Source organism: Neorhodopirellula pilleata (genome assembly GCF_007859915.1).
Classification (GTDB): Bacteria; Planctomycetota; Planctomycetia; order Pirellulales; family Pirellulaceae; genus Rhodopirellula; species Rhodopirellula pilleata.
Genome location: NZ_SJPM01000007.1, coordinates 263983 through 279672, shown reverse-complemented (window position 1 = coordinate 279672; position 15690 = coordinate 263983). Strand labels below are relative to the sequence as shown.

Here is a 15690-nt window from a genome sequence, read left to right as displayed (position 1 = left end):
ACTTTTGCCTGTGGCATTGGTTTATCGTAACCCGCTGCGTGAGCGAGGGATGAGTCAATCTCAATTATCCCTCGCTCACGCTTCGGGTTACGATTACATCAACACGCCGGGACGCGTCGGCACACGACTAAATCAACAAGCCAGTGGCACTGCTCGGGTCCACTTTCAAGCGAATCAGAATCACCATGGAAGCTTCCCCCAAACCAACGACCTCGCCTTGGATTCATTGGGCGAGCCTGGTCCGGCTTCCAAACGTGTTCACGATCATCGCTGACGTTACGGCCGCCTTTTGTGTGGTCTTGGGCGGTTACGGATGGCGGGCGGGCGATGCGGACGAGGACACTCGGATCGGAATCACTCTGGTGTTGGTGATTCTTTCGGGGGTTTGTTTGTATTGGGGCGGGATGGTTCTCAATGATGTTTTTGACGTCCGAAAAGACCTTCGTGCTCGCCGAGGTCGTCCATTGGCCGACCGCAGCATTTCCGTGTCGACGGCGCGAACGGTCGCTTGGGGTTTGCTGGTGCTCGGCATTGTGTTCGCCGGTGGCATTGGATGGATCTCGCTAGCTGACGCCACGAACGGCGATGCCGCGCCGACAGAACCGTCGGTTTGGAAACCAGCCCTGATTGCATTGTTATTGGTGGCGTGCATCTATTTGTATGACGGACCATTGAAACGAACGCCAGTCGCACCGATCGTGATGGGCGGGTGCCGAATTTTGAGTTTCCTGTTGGGAGCAACCGCCGCCGCAGTGGCGCTCGGATCATCCGGGTCTTCTGACTTTGCCGGCATCACGTTGGGCGATCCGATCATCGCCGACATCCGGCGCGTCACGCTCACGTTCGCGTTGGGAATGGGCACGTACATCGCCGGCATCACGACGTTCGGCCGTCGTGAAGCGATTGGCGACCGCACCATCCATCTGCCGATCGGGTTGGCGCTGATGATGATCGGGGCCGCGTTAGTTGCGTTCGCGCCTCGCTTGGCGGGCTTCGGTCCCCAACCCGATTTTCAGTGGACCAAAGCATGGAGTGTCGATCCGGTTTGGGTCTTTCCAGCGGCGATCTTTTTGATGGTGGCGACGACGATCATGAACGGACGCAAAGCGGTCATGTCCCCATCACCCATCGCCATCCAATCGACGATCCGATCGGCTTTGATGGCGATCATCCCGATTGCGGCTGCGATGACCATGTTAGGTCTCGGGGCCAAACCTGCGATTGCGGTCTTTGCCCTGATCCTCCCGTCGACTTGGTTGGCTCAGAAATTCCGGATGACCTAGTTGACGAGTTATTTGCAGTCGCGAGGTTGGCCAATGGAAGCGGAACCGAACGACACAAAAACTTGTTGGAGAGGTCGTTCGGTTCCGCTCGAGGTTCGGGCTTGCTGTTAACGTAACCTTTCAATGACGCCTACGATTAACAGCATTGCGATCGTTGATGTGGGAGAGCCTTAGCTGCAGCCCATCGAGTTGCCGCAATTGTGACAGAGGTAACAATTGCCATTACGAACAGTGATGCTACCGCAGTTATCACAACTCGGCGCGTCCGTTTGGAACCTTGAGAATTGATCGGCTTGACCGACCAACTGTGCTTCACCGTTACCTTGATGGCTTCCATTGGCTTCGCCGCCATCGATCGAGATACCGTTGGTGACGCCGAGCGTTGCCATCATGATCGCCCGTTCGGCGATCGCGACAGCAGCCCCAGCATCATTCTTCAGACTCGTCATTACGGAGCTTTGTTTCGCGGCGGGTGCTCCCGCAGCGACGACGCCGTTTTCGATCATCACCCCTGTTGTCGTCGAGATGCCGCCGAGAACTTCGTTGCCGCTGGCCAGTTCAGGGCCATTTCCTGGACTCGATTGCATTCCGTGGTCATGGCCGGACATGAACGTGATGCCCAACCAGCGGGCGATGTAATCGACCACGCTCTTGGCGATGCGGATATCCTTGTTGGACGTGTGCCCCATCGGTTCGAATCGGGTGTGGCTGAACTTGTTGACGATCACGTCCAACGGCACTCCGTACTGCAGCGCGATCGACAACGCGGTGCCGAAGCTGTCCATGATACCGCCGATCGTCGAACCTTCCTTCGCCATCGTGATGAAGATCTCACCAGGACGTCCGTCGGGGTACAAGCCCACGCACAGATACCCTTCGTGACCGGCGATCGTGAACTTGTGCGTCAAGCTTTGACGGGTGTCCGGTAAACGTTCGCGACGCGGTTTGTAGACGATCTTCTCGACCGTCTTGGTAACTACTTGGGTCGCGCCCGAGCCAAAGCCTTGCTTATCGTCTTGCTTGGTATTGAGCGGCTGGGACTGCTTGCTGCCGTCGCGATAAATCGCGATCGCCTTGAGTCCGAGTTCCCAACCCCAGAAATACGCATCGGCGATGTCTTCGGGAGTCACATCGGTGGGCATGTTGACGGTTTTTGAAATCGCTCCGGACAAGAACGGCTGGGCGGCCGCCATCATCGTCACGTGAGCACGCCAAGGAATGCTGCGAACGCCGTTGGCCGGTTTGAACGCACAATCGAACACCGACAGATGTTCGTCCTTGAGGCCCGGAGCCCCTTCGATCGTGTCGTTCTCGTCGACGAACTTTAGGATTGCGTCGATGGCGTCTTGATCGTATCCGAGCGTCTTCAGACCGAGTTTGACGGTTTGATTGACGATCTTCAACATGCCGCCGCCGGCGAGTTGTTTGTACTTGACCAATGCGATGTCGGGTTCGATCCCGGTTGTGTCGCAATCCATCATGAAGCTGATCGTGCCGGTGGGGGCCAACACGGTCGCTTGAGCATTGCGGAATCCGTACTTTTTGCCGATCTCGGTGACTTCGTCCCACAACTTGATCGCCGCTTCCTTCAATTCCGGCGGACCGCCGTCATGAATTTGCTCGCACGCGTCCCGGTGCATTTGCATGACGCGGTGCATCGGTTCTTCGTTGCCCGCGAAGCCTTCGAACGGTCCCACAACCGCCGCCATTTCGGCGCTGGTCCGGTTGGCTTCACCGTGCAACAACGCCGTCAACGATCCGCAAACACCGCGAGCAGCGTCACTGTCGTACGCCAAGCCCGATGTCATGATCACGCTGCCCAGGTTCGAATATCCCAAACCGAGCGGACGATAAAGGTGACTGTTGCGGGCGATCGGTTCGGTCGGATAGCTTGCATGATCGACCAAAATTTCTTGAGCGATGAAGAACGTTCGAGCCGCCGCGCGGAAGCGATCGACGTTGAAGCTGCCGTCCTTCTGCACAAACTTCATCAGGTTGATACTGGCCAAGTTGCAGGCAGTGTCATCGAGGAACATGTACTCGCTGCAATTGTGAATCACCATTCCGTTGGCAACGAAATGATTGGACTGTGGCTCGGTCAAATCATAAACGTCTTCGACACCACACGCCTCCAATCGATCAACTCGATCGACCATAGGATCCGCATAGGCGCTTACTCGTTCGTTCAAAGCAAGTAACTTGGTCTGTTTTTCTGACTCTGGCAAGAAACCAATCTGGTCCGCAAACGCAACTCGCGAAGCCCTAGAAATCCGCAAGCTGTGCATCTGCGCAACTGAATACTCTTTTTCTCCGCCATTGCCATCAGGCATCAACGCCGTCGTTTGAGTCAAAGCACGACGGTTGCGGTATATTTTCGACTTGATTCCGAAACCAAGCAACAGAAGCTGAACTTGCTCCAGCATTTTTTCACTGGTGCTGTCCAACGCAACATACTGGCTCTTTTGCCCATAATCGGCGACTGTTCCATCGGCCGAAAACAATCCTTGAAGGATCGAAACTTGACTGGGACGATCCAAATTGAAAACGGCATCGGAAAACGCCTTCTCGGCGGAGCCAGCATCAAGGACTGCATACTGCTTCAGCTTTTCGAGTATCGCAGAAACAGAAGTTCCGACGCGGATTCCGGTAGATGTTTCCGTGATCGTTGAAGGACGGTTAGAGCGACCGTCCTCGATGGCAAGCCACTGTTTGATTGATGAGACACCTTCTTGGAGGCGGGCCGCAATACTGCGTTCATGGCTGCCTAGCGAAACGAAAAGAAAGTCTTGATCGTTGGCCCCGGTCGTGATGCAGCCGTCGCCAAGTGCCGCGCCGAGCAATTCTCCAAAAGCGCTCGGAACAAAATCGTCACCAAAACCAACCTTCTCCAATCGAATGATGTCATCACGCGTCAGTTCGCACGCAGGAACATCGCCTCGATTTTCTGTGTGCACTTGGTGATCGGCCGTCAATTTCAGGCTATAACCACTTCGGGTCACCAACTTGTAGACAGGTTTGGTTCCTGTTTTGAAAATGCGATCGATCGAAACAATCTTTCCGTTTCCGTTGATGATCTCTGCCGTCTTTCCAACTAGGTCGATGATGCGTCGATAACCCGTTGAGGTGCTGACCAGGGTGTCGCCGGTGACGCACGGGTTCGATGCGTTGATCGCGCCGCTGTTGGGACAGGTGTGCCATTTGTTGATCGTTGTGTCGTATTGCACGCCGGGGTCGCCGCAGTGCCATGCGCACTCGGCCATCTTGTTGAGCAGTTCCTTGGCGTCGTAGACCGGTGCGTCGGTAGTCGGCTTATTCGTGACCCAGCGGGTTTGCCATTTGCCGGACTTGCGGACGGTTTCCATGAAGTCGTCGGTCAAACGCACCGACAGGTTCGCGTTCTGGAAACAAACGCTGCTGTAGGCTTCGCCGTTGAAGTTCGACTCATAGCCTTCGCGGATCAACGCGTGAGCTTTCTTTTCTTCGGCCCATTTGCACTCGATGAACTCGAGAATGTCTGGGTGCCAAACTTTCAGTGATTGCATCTTCGCGGCGCGGCGGGTTTTGCCACCGCTCTTGACCACGCCGGCGATCGAATCGTAAACCCGCATGAACGACAACGGTCCCGAAGGCGTTCCGCCGCCGGAAAGCTTTTCGCGCTGGCTGCGGATCGTCGAAAGGTCGGTGCCCGTGCCGCTGCCGAATTTGAACAACATCGCTTCGCTGCACGCCAATCGCATGATGTCTTCCATGTTGTCATCGACACTTTGGATGAAACATGCCGAGCCTTGTGGGAACTCGTACGGGTTGTCCGGCTGACCGGTCGAGTTGGTCGTTTTGTCCCAGTGCCAATTGCACATGTCGCCTTCGACGCCGTACTGCGCATGCAAGCCGACGTTGAACCACACGGGGCTGTTGAAGGCACCGTGTTGGTGCAAACACAACCACGTCAAATCACGATAGAAGCGATCGCCGTCTTCGGGCGTGTCGAAATATCCGTCCGCCAAACCCCAGTCGGTGATCGTTCGCGTGACGCGGTGGATCAATTGCCGAACGCTGCGTTCCCGTTCCCCCTTGGTCGTCGGATCGCCATAGAAGTATTTGGAAACGACCACGTTGGTCGCCAATTGGCTCCACGACGCCGGCACTTCGCAGTCGGTTTGTTCGAACAAGACCTTCCCGGTCTCATCCTTGATCGCCGCGCTTCGCAGGTCCCACTGGGTCGTCGCGAAGGGTGTGCGTCCGTCTTCGGGACAGAAGGTCGCTTCGATTCTCAGTCCGTCGCGTTTGCCTCGAGCGTCGGCACTGAACTTCTTTTTCGCGTACGCAACGCCGTGTTCCGAATCGACCTTCTCAAGGGCGGGATCGTTCTGGGCGGGTGCCGGGTCGCAGAGTTCGGCCTCCGACAGGCCCGCACCGAATTGGTCGTTGTGGTTATCCGAGTCGGTGTTCGGATCATCGGACGGGCGGGAGGTCTTGGTTTGAGCGGGAAAGGCGGTGGACATGGTTAAGTCACTGACTCCTAAAGTGTGGTTCATCCCTGGGTGAACAACGGACGCTGACTTCGCGGTCCTCGCGAAGCGGCCGTCGCCCACCAAACAGAATCGAGGTGGCGGCGAAAAGGAAATACGATTCGGTGAATCATCCGGCGCGTGATGGACACGTCTGGTCCGCGAAGAAACAGGCAAGCCCAAAAAACCCGGTCCGGGTGGTTCCCGGTGCGTGAGGCGGCAAAAACGGTACAAAGCGTTTTGCTGTCACTACCGGTAGTGGCTTCCATGCCTTCGAGGCACTACATGTGGACGACTGCGAGAATGTTAGGGATTCGTGAGGATGTGTCAACGAAGAAATTTTCGATGCTGTAAGTCACGCACAGGGAAACCTTTGCGGCCGAACCCACCTCACCGCGCACGGGAGACGGCTGTCACCTTTTGCAACCTAAGTGTTCTGTCAGGGGTGAGTTACAAATCGCCCGATCGATGCCGTTTGCGCCGTGGAAAACTTGTCACAAATCGGATTTTTCATAATCCGTTGATCTGAACTTCGCGCAGGTGAAGGCGACACTTGGCAAGATGCGGCGAATGGGAGGTTACTCGGCGGCAGACTTCTCGCGGACCCACACCGCGCCGTCCTCGACTTTGATGTCGAAACAATCGACCTTGGTCCTGGGGTTGTCTTCCCAAGTACCGTCCTTGATGCAAAACCGCCATGCGTGCCAAGGGCACGTCACGGTTTCATTCTCGACGTGGCCTTCGGCGAGCGAAGCCCCCATGTGTGGGCAAAGATCGTCGATCGCGTACCACTGATCCCCTTTGCGAAACACCGCAACCATTCGCCCGTCGACCGGAACGGCTCGTCCGACGTTGTCGTCGAAATCAGTGACATTGCCTACGTTTTCGTATTCACTCATCGTCGCTGGTTGTCGGTTCGCGGAAGGAAAATGGGGTTGAGCATCGAGGGAACCGCATGCTAGCGGGTTCCGAATGGTGGCTTATTTGCCGTAAAGCCCGCGGCTAGCGGGTTGTTGATTTAGTCCTCATCGAAACCCGAAGCGTGAGCGAGGGATACATACAAAGGACTTAATGGTGATGAATCCCTCGCTCACGCTTCGGGTTACGATTAAATCAACACGCCGCTAGCGCCGTCGGCTCACTAAATCAACACGCCGTAACACTGCGGGTTACGAAGCAGTCTAGATCAACAGCCCGTTGCGTTTCGGGTTACCAAAAGTATTGGCGAGTTGCGGCTGATTAGGTGGTTTCTTTGCAAGCAAGCACTCACGGCGGGTTTGCCGCAGGTTTGCGGTTCGCGTTGCGTGAAGTCACCACTATAACATACCCAAACGTGACCACCCAGCCGACCACTCATTCCATGGTAAACCGATGATCAACTTACCGCTCAAACGGAAGCTCGAATCACGAGTTTGGCCCTACGTGCAGACCCCCGCTCAGTACGTCGGCGGCGAACGCAACATCATCGTCAAAGACCACCGGCAAGTTCGCGGCAAGTTGGCGATCGGGTTCCCCGATGCTTACACGATCGGCATGAGCCATCACGGGCTCCAAGTGCTGTACTCGCTAATGAACCGCCGCGAAGACTGGTGCGCCGAACGAGTGTTCACGCCGTGGCCGGACATGGAGGCGAAACTTCGCGAGCACGACTTGCCGCTGTACACGCTCGAAACGTTCACGCCGCTAAATGAGTTTGACGTGATCGGGTTATCGCTGCAGTACGAGATCAGTTCACCGAACGTGCTGACGATGATCGATCTCGGCGGGATCGCCCTGGAGTCGGTCGACCGCACAATGGCGGCCCCGCTGCTCGTCGCCGGCGGCCCATGTTGTCAAAATCCCGAACCGATGGCCGACTATTTTGACGTAATGATTACCGGCGACGGCGAACCGGCGTTGCCGACGATTTGTGACGCATGGTTGGATCTTCGCGAATCGGCGCGTTTGGATGACGGTACATTCGCGACCGGTTCGGATGGACGCAGGCAACGCGCAGAGGCTCTGGCGACGATCGCCCGTGAATTAGAGTTCGCTTACGTGCCGCGGTTTTATGAGCCCGACTATTCGCAAGGGCGGATCGCTTCGATCACGCGGACTCGCGACGACGTGCCGCCGACGATCGCGCCGAGTGTGATTTCGGACTTGGACGGAATTCCGTTGCCCACCGCGCCGATCGTGCCGTACGTCAAATGCGTTCACGACCGGATCGCGATCGAGATCATGCGCGGTTGCCCGCACCTGTGCCGGTTTTGTCAAAGCACGGTGATCAAGCGACCGCTGCGGATTCGCGAAGTCGAAACGATCGTCGCGGCGGCATTGGAGAGTTATCGCAACACGGGCTACAACGAAATCAGCGTGCTGTCGCTTTCGAGCAGCGATTACCCGCACTTCGAAACACTCGTCAAACGATTGCATGAAGTTTTCCGGCCGTTGGACGTGAACATCACCGTCCCGAGCCTGCGCGTCAACGATCAACTCAAGAGTCTGCCCGAACTGATCGGCAGCGACCGCCGTCGTTCGTTGACTCTCGCCCCCGAGGTGGCTCGCGATGACATGCGAGAACAGATCCGCAAGAAGATCAAAAACAGCGACTTGATCGACGGATGCCGCGCGGCATTCGCCAACGGTTTCGACAGCGTGAAGCTGTATTTCATGTGCGGATTGCCGGGTGAACGGCCGGTCGATTTGGACGGCATCGTCGAGTTGGCTGAAGCGATCGCGACGGTCGGCAAAGAAATCATGGGCCGGTATGCCCGAGTGACCGCGAGCGTGTCCAACTTCGTCCCCAAGGCCCACACGCCGTACCAATGGAACGGCATGCAGTCGCGAGAGTATTTTCAATGGGCGCACCAATATCTGTACAAACGACGCACGATTCGCAGCGTTAGCATCAAGTGCCACGACATCGAAACGAGTCTGCTCGAAGGCGTGATCAGCCGCGGCGATCGCCGCACCGGCAAGGCGATCCGATTGGCCTGGGAACGCGGCGCACGAATGGACGGCTGGACCGAGCACCTCGATCCGGAGCGATGGTGGCAAGCGATCGCGGACGCAGATTTGGATATCGAATCCCAAATCCATCAAAAATATGAATTGATGGCAAAACTGCCCTGGGATCACGTCAACGTGAAGTTCGGCCGAGCCTACCTGGAAAAGGAACAAACCCGAGCGACGCGACAACTGATCGAATTGGCCGATGCGATTAACGTCGGGGTCTAGGCCGTTTGAGTTGCATCCAAAAACTCGCGAGAGTGTAAATCACCGGATAAACCAATGACAAATTCGTTAACCAATCCGACGGACTAGGGTAATCGAAAAGCATTGCGAGCATCAGCAGCGACCAAACCAACGCGCCACCGAGCAAAGGTTTCCGCCATGATCCCGGTGCCAGATTCGGATAGATGAATCGTACGGGAAGAATGGTCAGCAGCGTCAGCGTCCACAACAAGATGACGATCGCCCAGGGACCAACCGTTGAAAATAAAATTCCGGCATAGAACGCAAACACGTTCCAGTACGAAGGAAATCCGCGAAAGAAACCGGCGTCTTCGTCCTTGGCATCTCGATGCGCGAACCCGAACAAACTCGCGCCCATGGCGATCGTGACGGTCCAGCCGGTGCCTTCGGGTAGCCATTGCATCTGCCAAACTAACATCAACGGAATGAATGCGAATGTCAGGTAGTCCAGCAAATCGTCAATGGTCCGCCCGTCGATGGCGGCGGCACGCGTCTTGACGTGATATCGTCGAGCGAGCGGACCATCAATCGCGTCGATGAACGTGGTCAACAAGAGCAACCCGAAAACCACCCTAGGGTCGCAATCGGGCGAAGCGATTTCGCGCATCGCGAAGGCCGCCGGGATGATCCCCGACGCGGTGAGAACATGCACCCCGTAGGCTGACCAGCGAGTTTCCGAATCGGTTGGGACGCTCATGGCGTGGCCGGATGGCCGTCGACTTCATCCACCGTTTCCGCTTCGAGACCAAGTTCTTCTTCAGCGCGATCGAGACGCTCTTCGGCTTCCTCTTGATCGTCTACTTGTTGTTCGAGTGGTTCATGAAGGTCTTTCATCACGCGTTCAAGTTGCAGATCGATGTATATCGGAAAGTGATCCGATCCGACATGAGGTAGACGCCGCAATTCCCGCAATGCAAAGTGAGTCGAATGAAAAACATGGTCCAATGGAAAACGCATCCAGAATCGATCTGCGTGAAACGAGTTAAAGAACCCACGACCACGCCGGGGATCAAGCAGACCACTCAATCTTAAGAACAAACGCGTTGATTGAGACCACGCCACATCATTCAAATCACCCCCGATAACGATCGGTCGATCGTCGTCGGCGAGCTCCTTGCCCCACAATACGAGTTCCGCATCGCGGGCGGTTGCGTCGTTGTCACGGATCGGTTCAGGCGGTCGGGGATGAACGCCGATGATCCGAACTTGATCGCCGTTGGGCAGCTCCACCAGTGCGTCGATGGATGGAATGTCTTCCTGAACGAGGAATCGGATCTCAGCCTCGACAACGGGATAGCGCGAGATCAACGCGATCCCGTACCAGTTGTCTTGGGGCTGAACGACTTGCTCTGGATAAACGTCTTTCAATCCGTCGATCACCTTCGCCCAGCGATCATCGACTTCAGCAACGATGACGACATCCGCACCAACATCCAAGACAACATCGCGCCAGGTATCAAATTGATCATTCTCTTCCTGAACATTGCTGATCATGACGCGAAGTCGTTTCGAGTCTTCGGCCGAAGGTTCTGGATCTTCGGCCGAAGTTGGCGACTTGGTTTCCGACACGGACTTGGTTTCCGACATGGAGTTGATTTCCGATACGGAGTTGGCCGAGTCCCATGACTTCACTTGTGGTGAAGTGAGGGGCGTGTAGGGAATGATTCGAATCAAATGCCAAAGCGTCAAAATGATTGATAATCCGACAATGCAATAGAATCCCCACCGTGCTGAAAGGCCAGCAGTCACATTGGTCGCCATGAAGACACCCGCAGCAATCCAGGTCAACACAAGGATCTGGACTCTCGGGTAATCCCAGCCACGAATAAACCAATGCGGATGGGAGCTAATAGGTAACAAAGAGCCCGTTACCAACACTGCAAAGAGTACGTAGATTGCGTAATTGAAGATCGCCAGCATGGCCCGTTCCTTGAGAACTTGGTGATAGATAGCCGATCAGCTTGCAAACCTTATTCCGACGTTCGCTCGGCAGTGGTTGGAACAAGGTTTGCGTGCTCGGCATCGAAGAGCTGAAATCAATCGGCTTGGAAGCAACCAACCCTGAACGACCGCTCCGTACGACTGCTTATGGTCGATCATTTTTATACGACGGACCATGCTGCATGGACGAATCTCAATCGAATTCCCGTGAGCACTACTCCAAGAGTCGATTGGATGACTTGCAATCGCCAGCGATGCCCCCTCCACCGACGCGGAAACTGGTCAGCGGTCGCTTTCAACGCAAGACGCCCGATGTAGCGGTCGTCGAGGAACCCACGTCGATCTCGATCGCGATCCATACGATCGCCGTTCTGATGGTATGCGGAACTCTTTATGTGGCCAGCAGCCTGTTGATCCCCGTTGTCATCGCGGCGTTGGCTTATCTCACACTGCGTCCTTTGGTGGCTCGGATGTGTCAACACGGAATCCCGCAGTCCCTTGCGAGCGGCATTCTGATTCTCGCAGGATTTGCGATCGTGGCCGTCGTGGCCACGTTGCTTTATACGCCAACGCAGCGATGGCTAATCAAGGCTCCCCAAAGCGTTGCAAGAATGAGGGCGAAGCTCTCCGATGTGGCCGAACCGTTGACGGTCCTGGATCGCGCCAACGAGCGACTCGAGGGGGCGGCGGCCGAAGACGAGATACCGATCGAAGTGTCGATCGAAAAGCCGAGCATGGTCGACCAAACCGTTTTGATCAACAAAACTGGGCAATTGCTGGCCTTCATTGCCGCAGTCGCCGTGTTGACTTTCTTTATGCTGTCGACGGGTGATGATTTTCTCAACCGTGTTCTCGGCGTCTTGTCGTCGGAGCAAAAACGGGCGGAAGTTCTTGGGGCGACCGGAAAAGTGCAAGACTCCGTCGGTAAATATCTCAGCCAGATCACGCTGATCAACATTGGGCTCGGAATCGTGGTGACGTCCGTAATGTGGGCCGTCGGCATGCCCACGCCAGTTTTGTGGGGCGTCATCGCGACGCTGTTCAATTTCATTCCGTACGTCGGACCGCTTGCCGGAACGGCGATCGTCTTCCTGGCCGCCGCTAGTGTTTTCGAAGGTTTAGGCCGATCCGTCCTGACCGCACTCGCCTTTTGGTTGACGACGGCAGTCGAAGGTCAATTCGTCACACCTTCGATCTTGGGCAAGACGCTTAAAGTAGGACCGGTGGTCGTCTTGGTTGCGGTCGCTTTCTGGGGATTTTTATGGGGTCTGCCGGGTGTCTTTCTCGCCGTGCCACTGCTAATCGTTCAACGGGAAGTGTTCGCTTGTTTTGACGCCACTTACCCGATTGCGGTTGTCTTGGGCGAAGACCCTTGTCGCCCCGGCGATGATTGCGAGCCGATTCAAGAAGACGAGTTGATCGGCGAAACGATCGGAGCTTGAAGGCTACAGCGATACCGATGCGTTAATGGATGCATCCGTACTGGCCCGATCCCCTTGAAGATACGCCATACCGGCTTTCACCAAGTACTTCAGCCCCTCGACGCCACTATTGTCCCAGTACTCACCTCGGCTGGGCTCGACCTTTAAGAGTGTAATCGAAGGATCGGTGGGGCCGTTGGGAAACCAGACCTTCCAACCTTCCTGCCATAATTCCTTAACCTTCGCGCGGTCATCGACCACTCGGCACTCGCCTGATAATGCGACAAACTTCCGCGAACTTTGCATGGTGATGGCGACATCACGGTCAAGCATCAGGTCCGCAATCTTTCCCGAGTGGCGGTCGGTGACAAACCACAGTTCCCCGTCGTCAGTCGCTTGGGCCACCGCCATCGGACGCGCGTGCAATCCATCATCCGTTTTTGTAACCAACATCGCGGTATCGAAATCATGAACGAGATCGATCAGTTTTTCTTCGGTATTCATTAGTTGTCTTTCGCTGATAGCAGGACGTGTTGAAATGGACTACTCTTCTTGAGCCTGGACCATCCACAGGTGCTTTTCCATGGGACCTGAGATGCCAATCAACAGGTCTTCGGTCACCGGATCCAAGTCGCCGGTCTTCTCAATGGCCGATCGTAATTGATCAATGGCGATTTTCATCGCGTCGGCAACCCGGGTGATCGTCTCAGGAACTTTAAGGAAATCGTGCGGGTAGGGTGCCAGGTCGCTCGACTCCGCAACCGTGGAGGATCGGCCATCGGGAGAGATTCCCAATGCCGACATCCGTTCGGCGATCTCGTCGCTGGCGTCTCGAACGGTGGCGATGATCACATCAAGTTGCAAATGAACACTGCGGAAATTTTGCCCGATAACATTCCAATGGGCTTGCTTGAGAAGCAAAGCCAAGTCGACGAAATTGGTCAAATTCTTTTGCAGAATTGCGGTGACCTTCTCGTTGGCTCCGTTTTCAAGGATTTCACGTTTGAACTGAGACTGAGTGGCGGTTGCCATAAGGTGTTCTCCAAAGAAGCAGGTAGGTTGAGTGGGTGATAAACGAGGTTTGCTTCTCGTTCTTTTCTTGACATCAGGCGTCGCGTAGCTCGGTCTCACTTTTGAGAACCAAGTCGCCATCGCTTTGTTCGATCAGATAGGCTGGATCATCGTCGGTGGCATTGCGAGTAACCTCGTTGCCTTTAATTTCCTTCGTGACTTTATGCTTGAAGGATTCTTTGATTTGCCCCTCGGCCGTTCCATTGCCGTAGTTCCATTTCACGTATTGATTGACTTGAAACTTCTGTCCCACGATGATTTGCTTTTCTAGAAAAAATGGAATACGTACACGGCGTTCGAGTCCATGTCGATGAGAACCAGGCAAGTACTGACGCAAAGAATGCGCCAATGGGAAAACAATAAGGAAGAGAGGTTTGTTAACTCAGCTACGCTGGTTCAGTGATTGGCTCATTGCATGGCCACCCACCTCTCCTGCGGCTAGTGCTTTGTCAAAATATAAAATTAGGGTCAGTGAAGTGAGCCGACGGCGCTAGCGGCGTGTTGATTTAATCGTAACCCGAAGCGTGAGCGAGGGATTCATCACCATTAAGTCCTTTGTATGTATCCCTCGCTCACGCTTCGGGTTTCGATGAGGACTAAATCAACAGCCCGCTAGCCGCGGGCATTGCTCGACGCCCGACGCTAGCGGGCTGTTGATTTAATTAGCCGTACCGCGTTAGCGGCGGTTAACTGGACGCCAACCGGGGCTAACGCCCATCGGCTAATTGTTGTCGTTCGGTATGCGACTAAATCAACAAACCGCTAGCGCGTTCGGCTCACCCTAGAATTGAATCTTGACAAAGCACTAGCAGCAAACCGTTTACAGACAGACCGCAGAGGTGGTCGATTGCAAGCCAAGCTGAGCGATGCGCGGCCGGTTTGATGAGAAGAGGATCTGATCAGAGCTCTTCACCAAAAACTCGCATCAAGACACCGAGCACCCGCCATTTGACGGTCTCTTGGACGCAACCTTCGATGCATTTTCCGGACAAGTCTTCGAACCAATCCGCGAGCTCGTCGATACGGGGTTGAGTAAAAACGCCAAGGACCATTTCGTAATTCAAGAAAAAGCTTCGCATGTCGAAGTTGGCCGACCCAACGTAAGCCTCCCGGTCGTCGACGAGCAACAACTTTGCGTGAATCATTTTTTCCGGCAGCCGAAACATCCGGCCACCCAAATGATGAAGATCACGAACGTAATCAAACCGAGCAAAATCAGCCGGGGCGAGATCCGACTCGTCGGGATACAAAACTCGCACGTCGACGCCACGTCGCACGGCCATGGCAAGCGATCTCATCGCCATCGGCGGTGGAACAAAGTACGGGGTCGCGATCCAAACCCGCTCGCGAGCCCGGTTGATCGCGGTCAGCCAAACGTCGTCGAGTAATTCGTCTGGTCCGTCTGCCCCGACCGGCAATAGTTGCAACTTGGCATGGTGCGGGTCGTCAGGATCAATTCTCGGGATCTCGGTGTCGGAAGCCTCGAGTCCCTCATCGGTGACAAAATCCCAATCCGATAAAAACATGCCTTCGGCTTGGCGGGCCGCGTCGCCGCGAACCTCGAGCAGGTAGTCGACCCAAGTTTCAGGGGCGGGCGTTTCGGTCATTTCGTATTCGACAAAGTTGGCCCCGCCGAGCATCGCTCGATTCCCGTCGGCGACTACCAACGTGCGGTGATTGCGAAAATTGGAATACGCGAATCGTGATAATCGTCCTAGGGAATCGTCGACAAAAATGAAGGATTGCACAAATAATCGTTCTTGTGCCGACTTGATCACGTCAATCAGGCTGCGGTACATCGTCTCGGGAGTCGTCACGAACCGCAGCGTGTTGTTCGTGCTGGGGGCTCGTATTCCACGTTTGACGGCGATCTCCCCATCGCCCCCGTCGGGTTGCCGGTGTCGCTTCTCATTCCCTTTCGAATTGCCAAGGCCAGCAGGGACTTGAACGGTTTGTCGACGCTTGTGTTCGGCAGAGATTTTCCGTCCGCCGAACAACGCGAACAGAATCAGCCCGACTGGGGGCGTGAGTAGGACGAGCACCAACCAACCGAACTTCCCGATATTGTGCTTTTCACGTCGCCGCATCGCGGTAATCGCGATCACCGTCGAGATCGCGCCTATGAGCATCGAAAGATAAGCGACGAGATAAATCATGGGGCGGCGTATAAACGAAGGCGAATCAGCGGGTTCGCGCTTGAACCGACGCAGATGATATGCCAACGTTTCT

General features: G+C 55.4%; 11 protein-coding genes. 3 read left to right on the top strand and 8 right to left on the bottom strand.

Annotated elements, in window-relative coordinates:
• Positions 1-185 precede the first annotated feature (185 nt).
• On the top strand, positions 186-1283 hold the full coding sequence (locus Pla100_RS17725; RefSeq protein ID WP_146579026.1) for a UbiA family prenyltransferase: 1098 nt from the start codon (positions 186-188) through the stop codon (positions 1281-1283).
• A 170-nt stretch (positions 1284-1453) separates the two neighbouring features.
• On the opposite strand, the gene Pla100_RS17720 is transcribed toward Pla100_RS17725, so the two are convergent.
• Positions 1454-5785: an LAGLIDADG family homing endonuclease gene (locus Pla100_RS17720; protein ID WP_146579025.1), complete on the bottom strand. Its 4332-nt coding sequence runs from the start codon at positions 5783-5785 to the stop codon at positions 1454-1456.
• Between the two features lie 584 nt (positions 5786-6369).
• A complete protein-coding gene (nirD, locus tag Pla100_RS17715) occupies positions 6370-6690 on the bottom strand; it encodes a nitrite reductase small subunit NirD (RefSeq protein ID WP_146579024.1) in 321 nt (106 codons plus the stop codon).
• Positions 6691-7162: 472 nt separating this feature from the next.
• Between nirD and Pla100_RS17710 the strand changes: the two genes are divergently transcribed.
• Positions 7163-9010, top strand: a complete 1848-nt coding sequence (locus Pla100_RS17710; protein WP_146579023.1) for a TIGR03960 family B12-binding radical SAM protein — start codon at positions 7163-7165, stop codon at positions 9008-9010.
• Here Pla100_RS17710 and Pla100_RS17705 read toward each other — a convergent pair.
• Both Pla100_RS17705 and Pla100_RS17700 read right to left on the bottom strand, forming a co-directional pair.
• Entirely contained in the window at positions 8994-9725 is a 732-nt protein-coding gene (locus Pla100_RS17705; protein ID WP_146579022.1) for a CDP-alcohol phosphatidyltransferase family protein, read from the bottom strand. The genes Pla100_RS17710 and Pla100_RS17705 overlap by 17 nt on opposite strands.
• Positions 9722-10948: an endonuclease/exonuclease/phosphatase family protein gene (locus tag Pla100_RS17700; protein ID WP_146579021.1), complete on the bottom strand. Its 1227-nt coding sequence runs from the start codon at positions 10946-10948 to the stop codon at positions 9722-9724. The genes Pla100_RS17705 and Pla100_RS17700 overlap by 4 nt, the downstream gene beginning before the upstream one ends.
• Before the next feature lie 41 nt (positions 10949-10989).
• On the opposite strand from Pla100_RS17700, the gene Pla100_RS17695 reads away from it, so the two are divergent.
• Positions 10990-12411, top strand: coding sequence for an AI-2E family transporter (locus Pla100_RS17695; protein ID WP_231603167.1), 1422 nt, complete (start codon positions 10990-10992; stop codon positions 12409-12411).
• 3 nt (positions 12412-12414) lie between these two features.
• Here the strand turns inward: Pla100_RS17695 and Pla100_RS17690 are convergent, their stop codons facing one another.
• The 4 genes from Pla100_RS17690 to Pla100_RS17670 form a co-directional block, all read right to left on the bottom strand.
• Positions 12415-12894, bottom strand: coding sequence for a pyridoxamine 5'-phosphate oxidase family protein (locus tag Pla100_RS17690; RefSeq protein ID WP_146579020.1), 480 nt, complete (start codon positions 12892-12894; stop codon positions 12415-12417).
• A 39-nt stretch (positions 12895-12933) separates the two neighbouring features.
• On the bottom strand, positions 12934-13422 hold the full coding sequence (locus Pla100_RS17685) for a Dps family protein (RefSeq protein ID WP_146579019.1): 489 nt from the start codon (positions 13420-13422) through the stop codon (positions 12934-12936).
• A 73-nt stretch (positions 13423-13495) separates the two neighbouring features.
• The gene (locus Pla100_RS17680) at positions 13496-13714 is read right to left on the bottom strand and encodes a hypervirulence associated TUDOR domain-containing protein (RefSeq protein ID WP_146579018.1); all 219 of its coding nucleotides are present in this window, start codon (positions 13712-13714) and stop codon (positions 13496-13498) included.
• A gap of 646 nt (positions 13715-14360) precedes the next feature.
• Positions 14361-15617, bottom strand: a complete 1257-nt coding sequence (locus Pla100_RS17670; RefSeq protein ID WP_197168033.1) for a phospholipase D-like domain-containing protein — start codon at positions 15615-15617, stop codon at positions 14361-14363.
• Positions 15618-15690 lie beyond the last annotated feature (73 nt).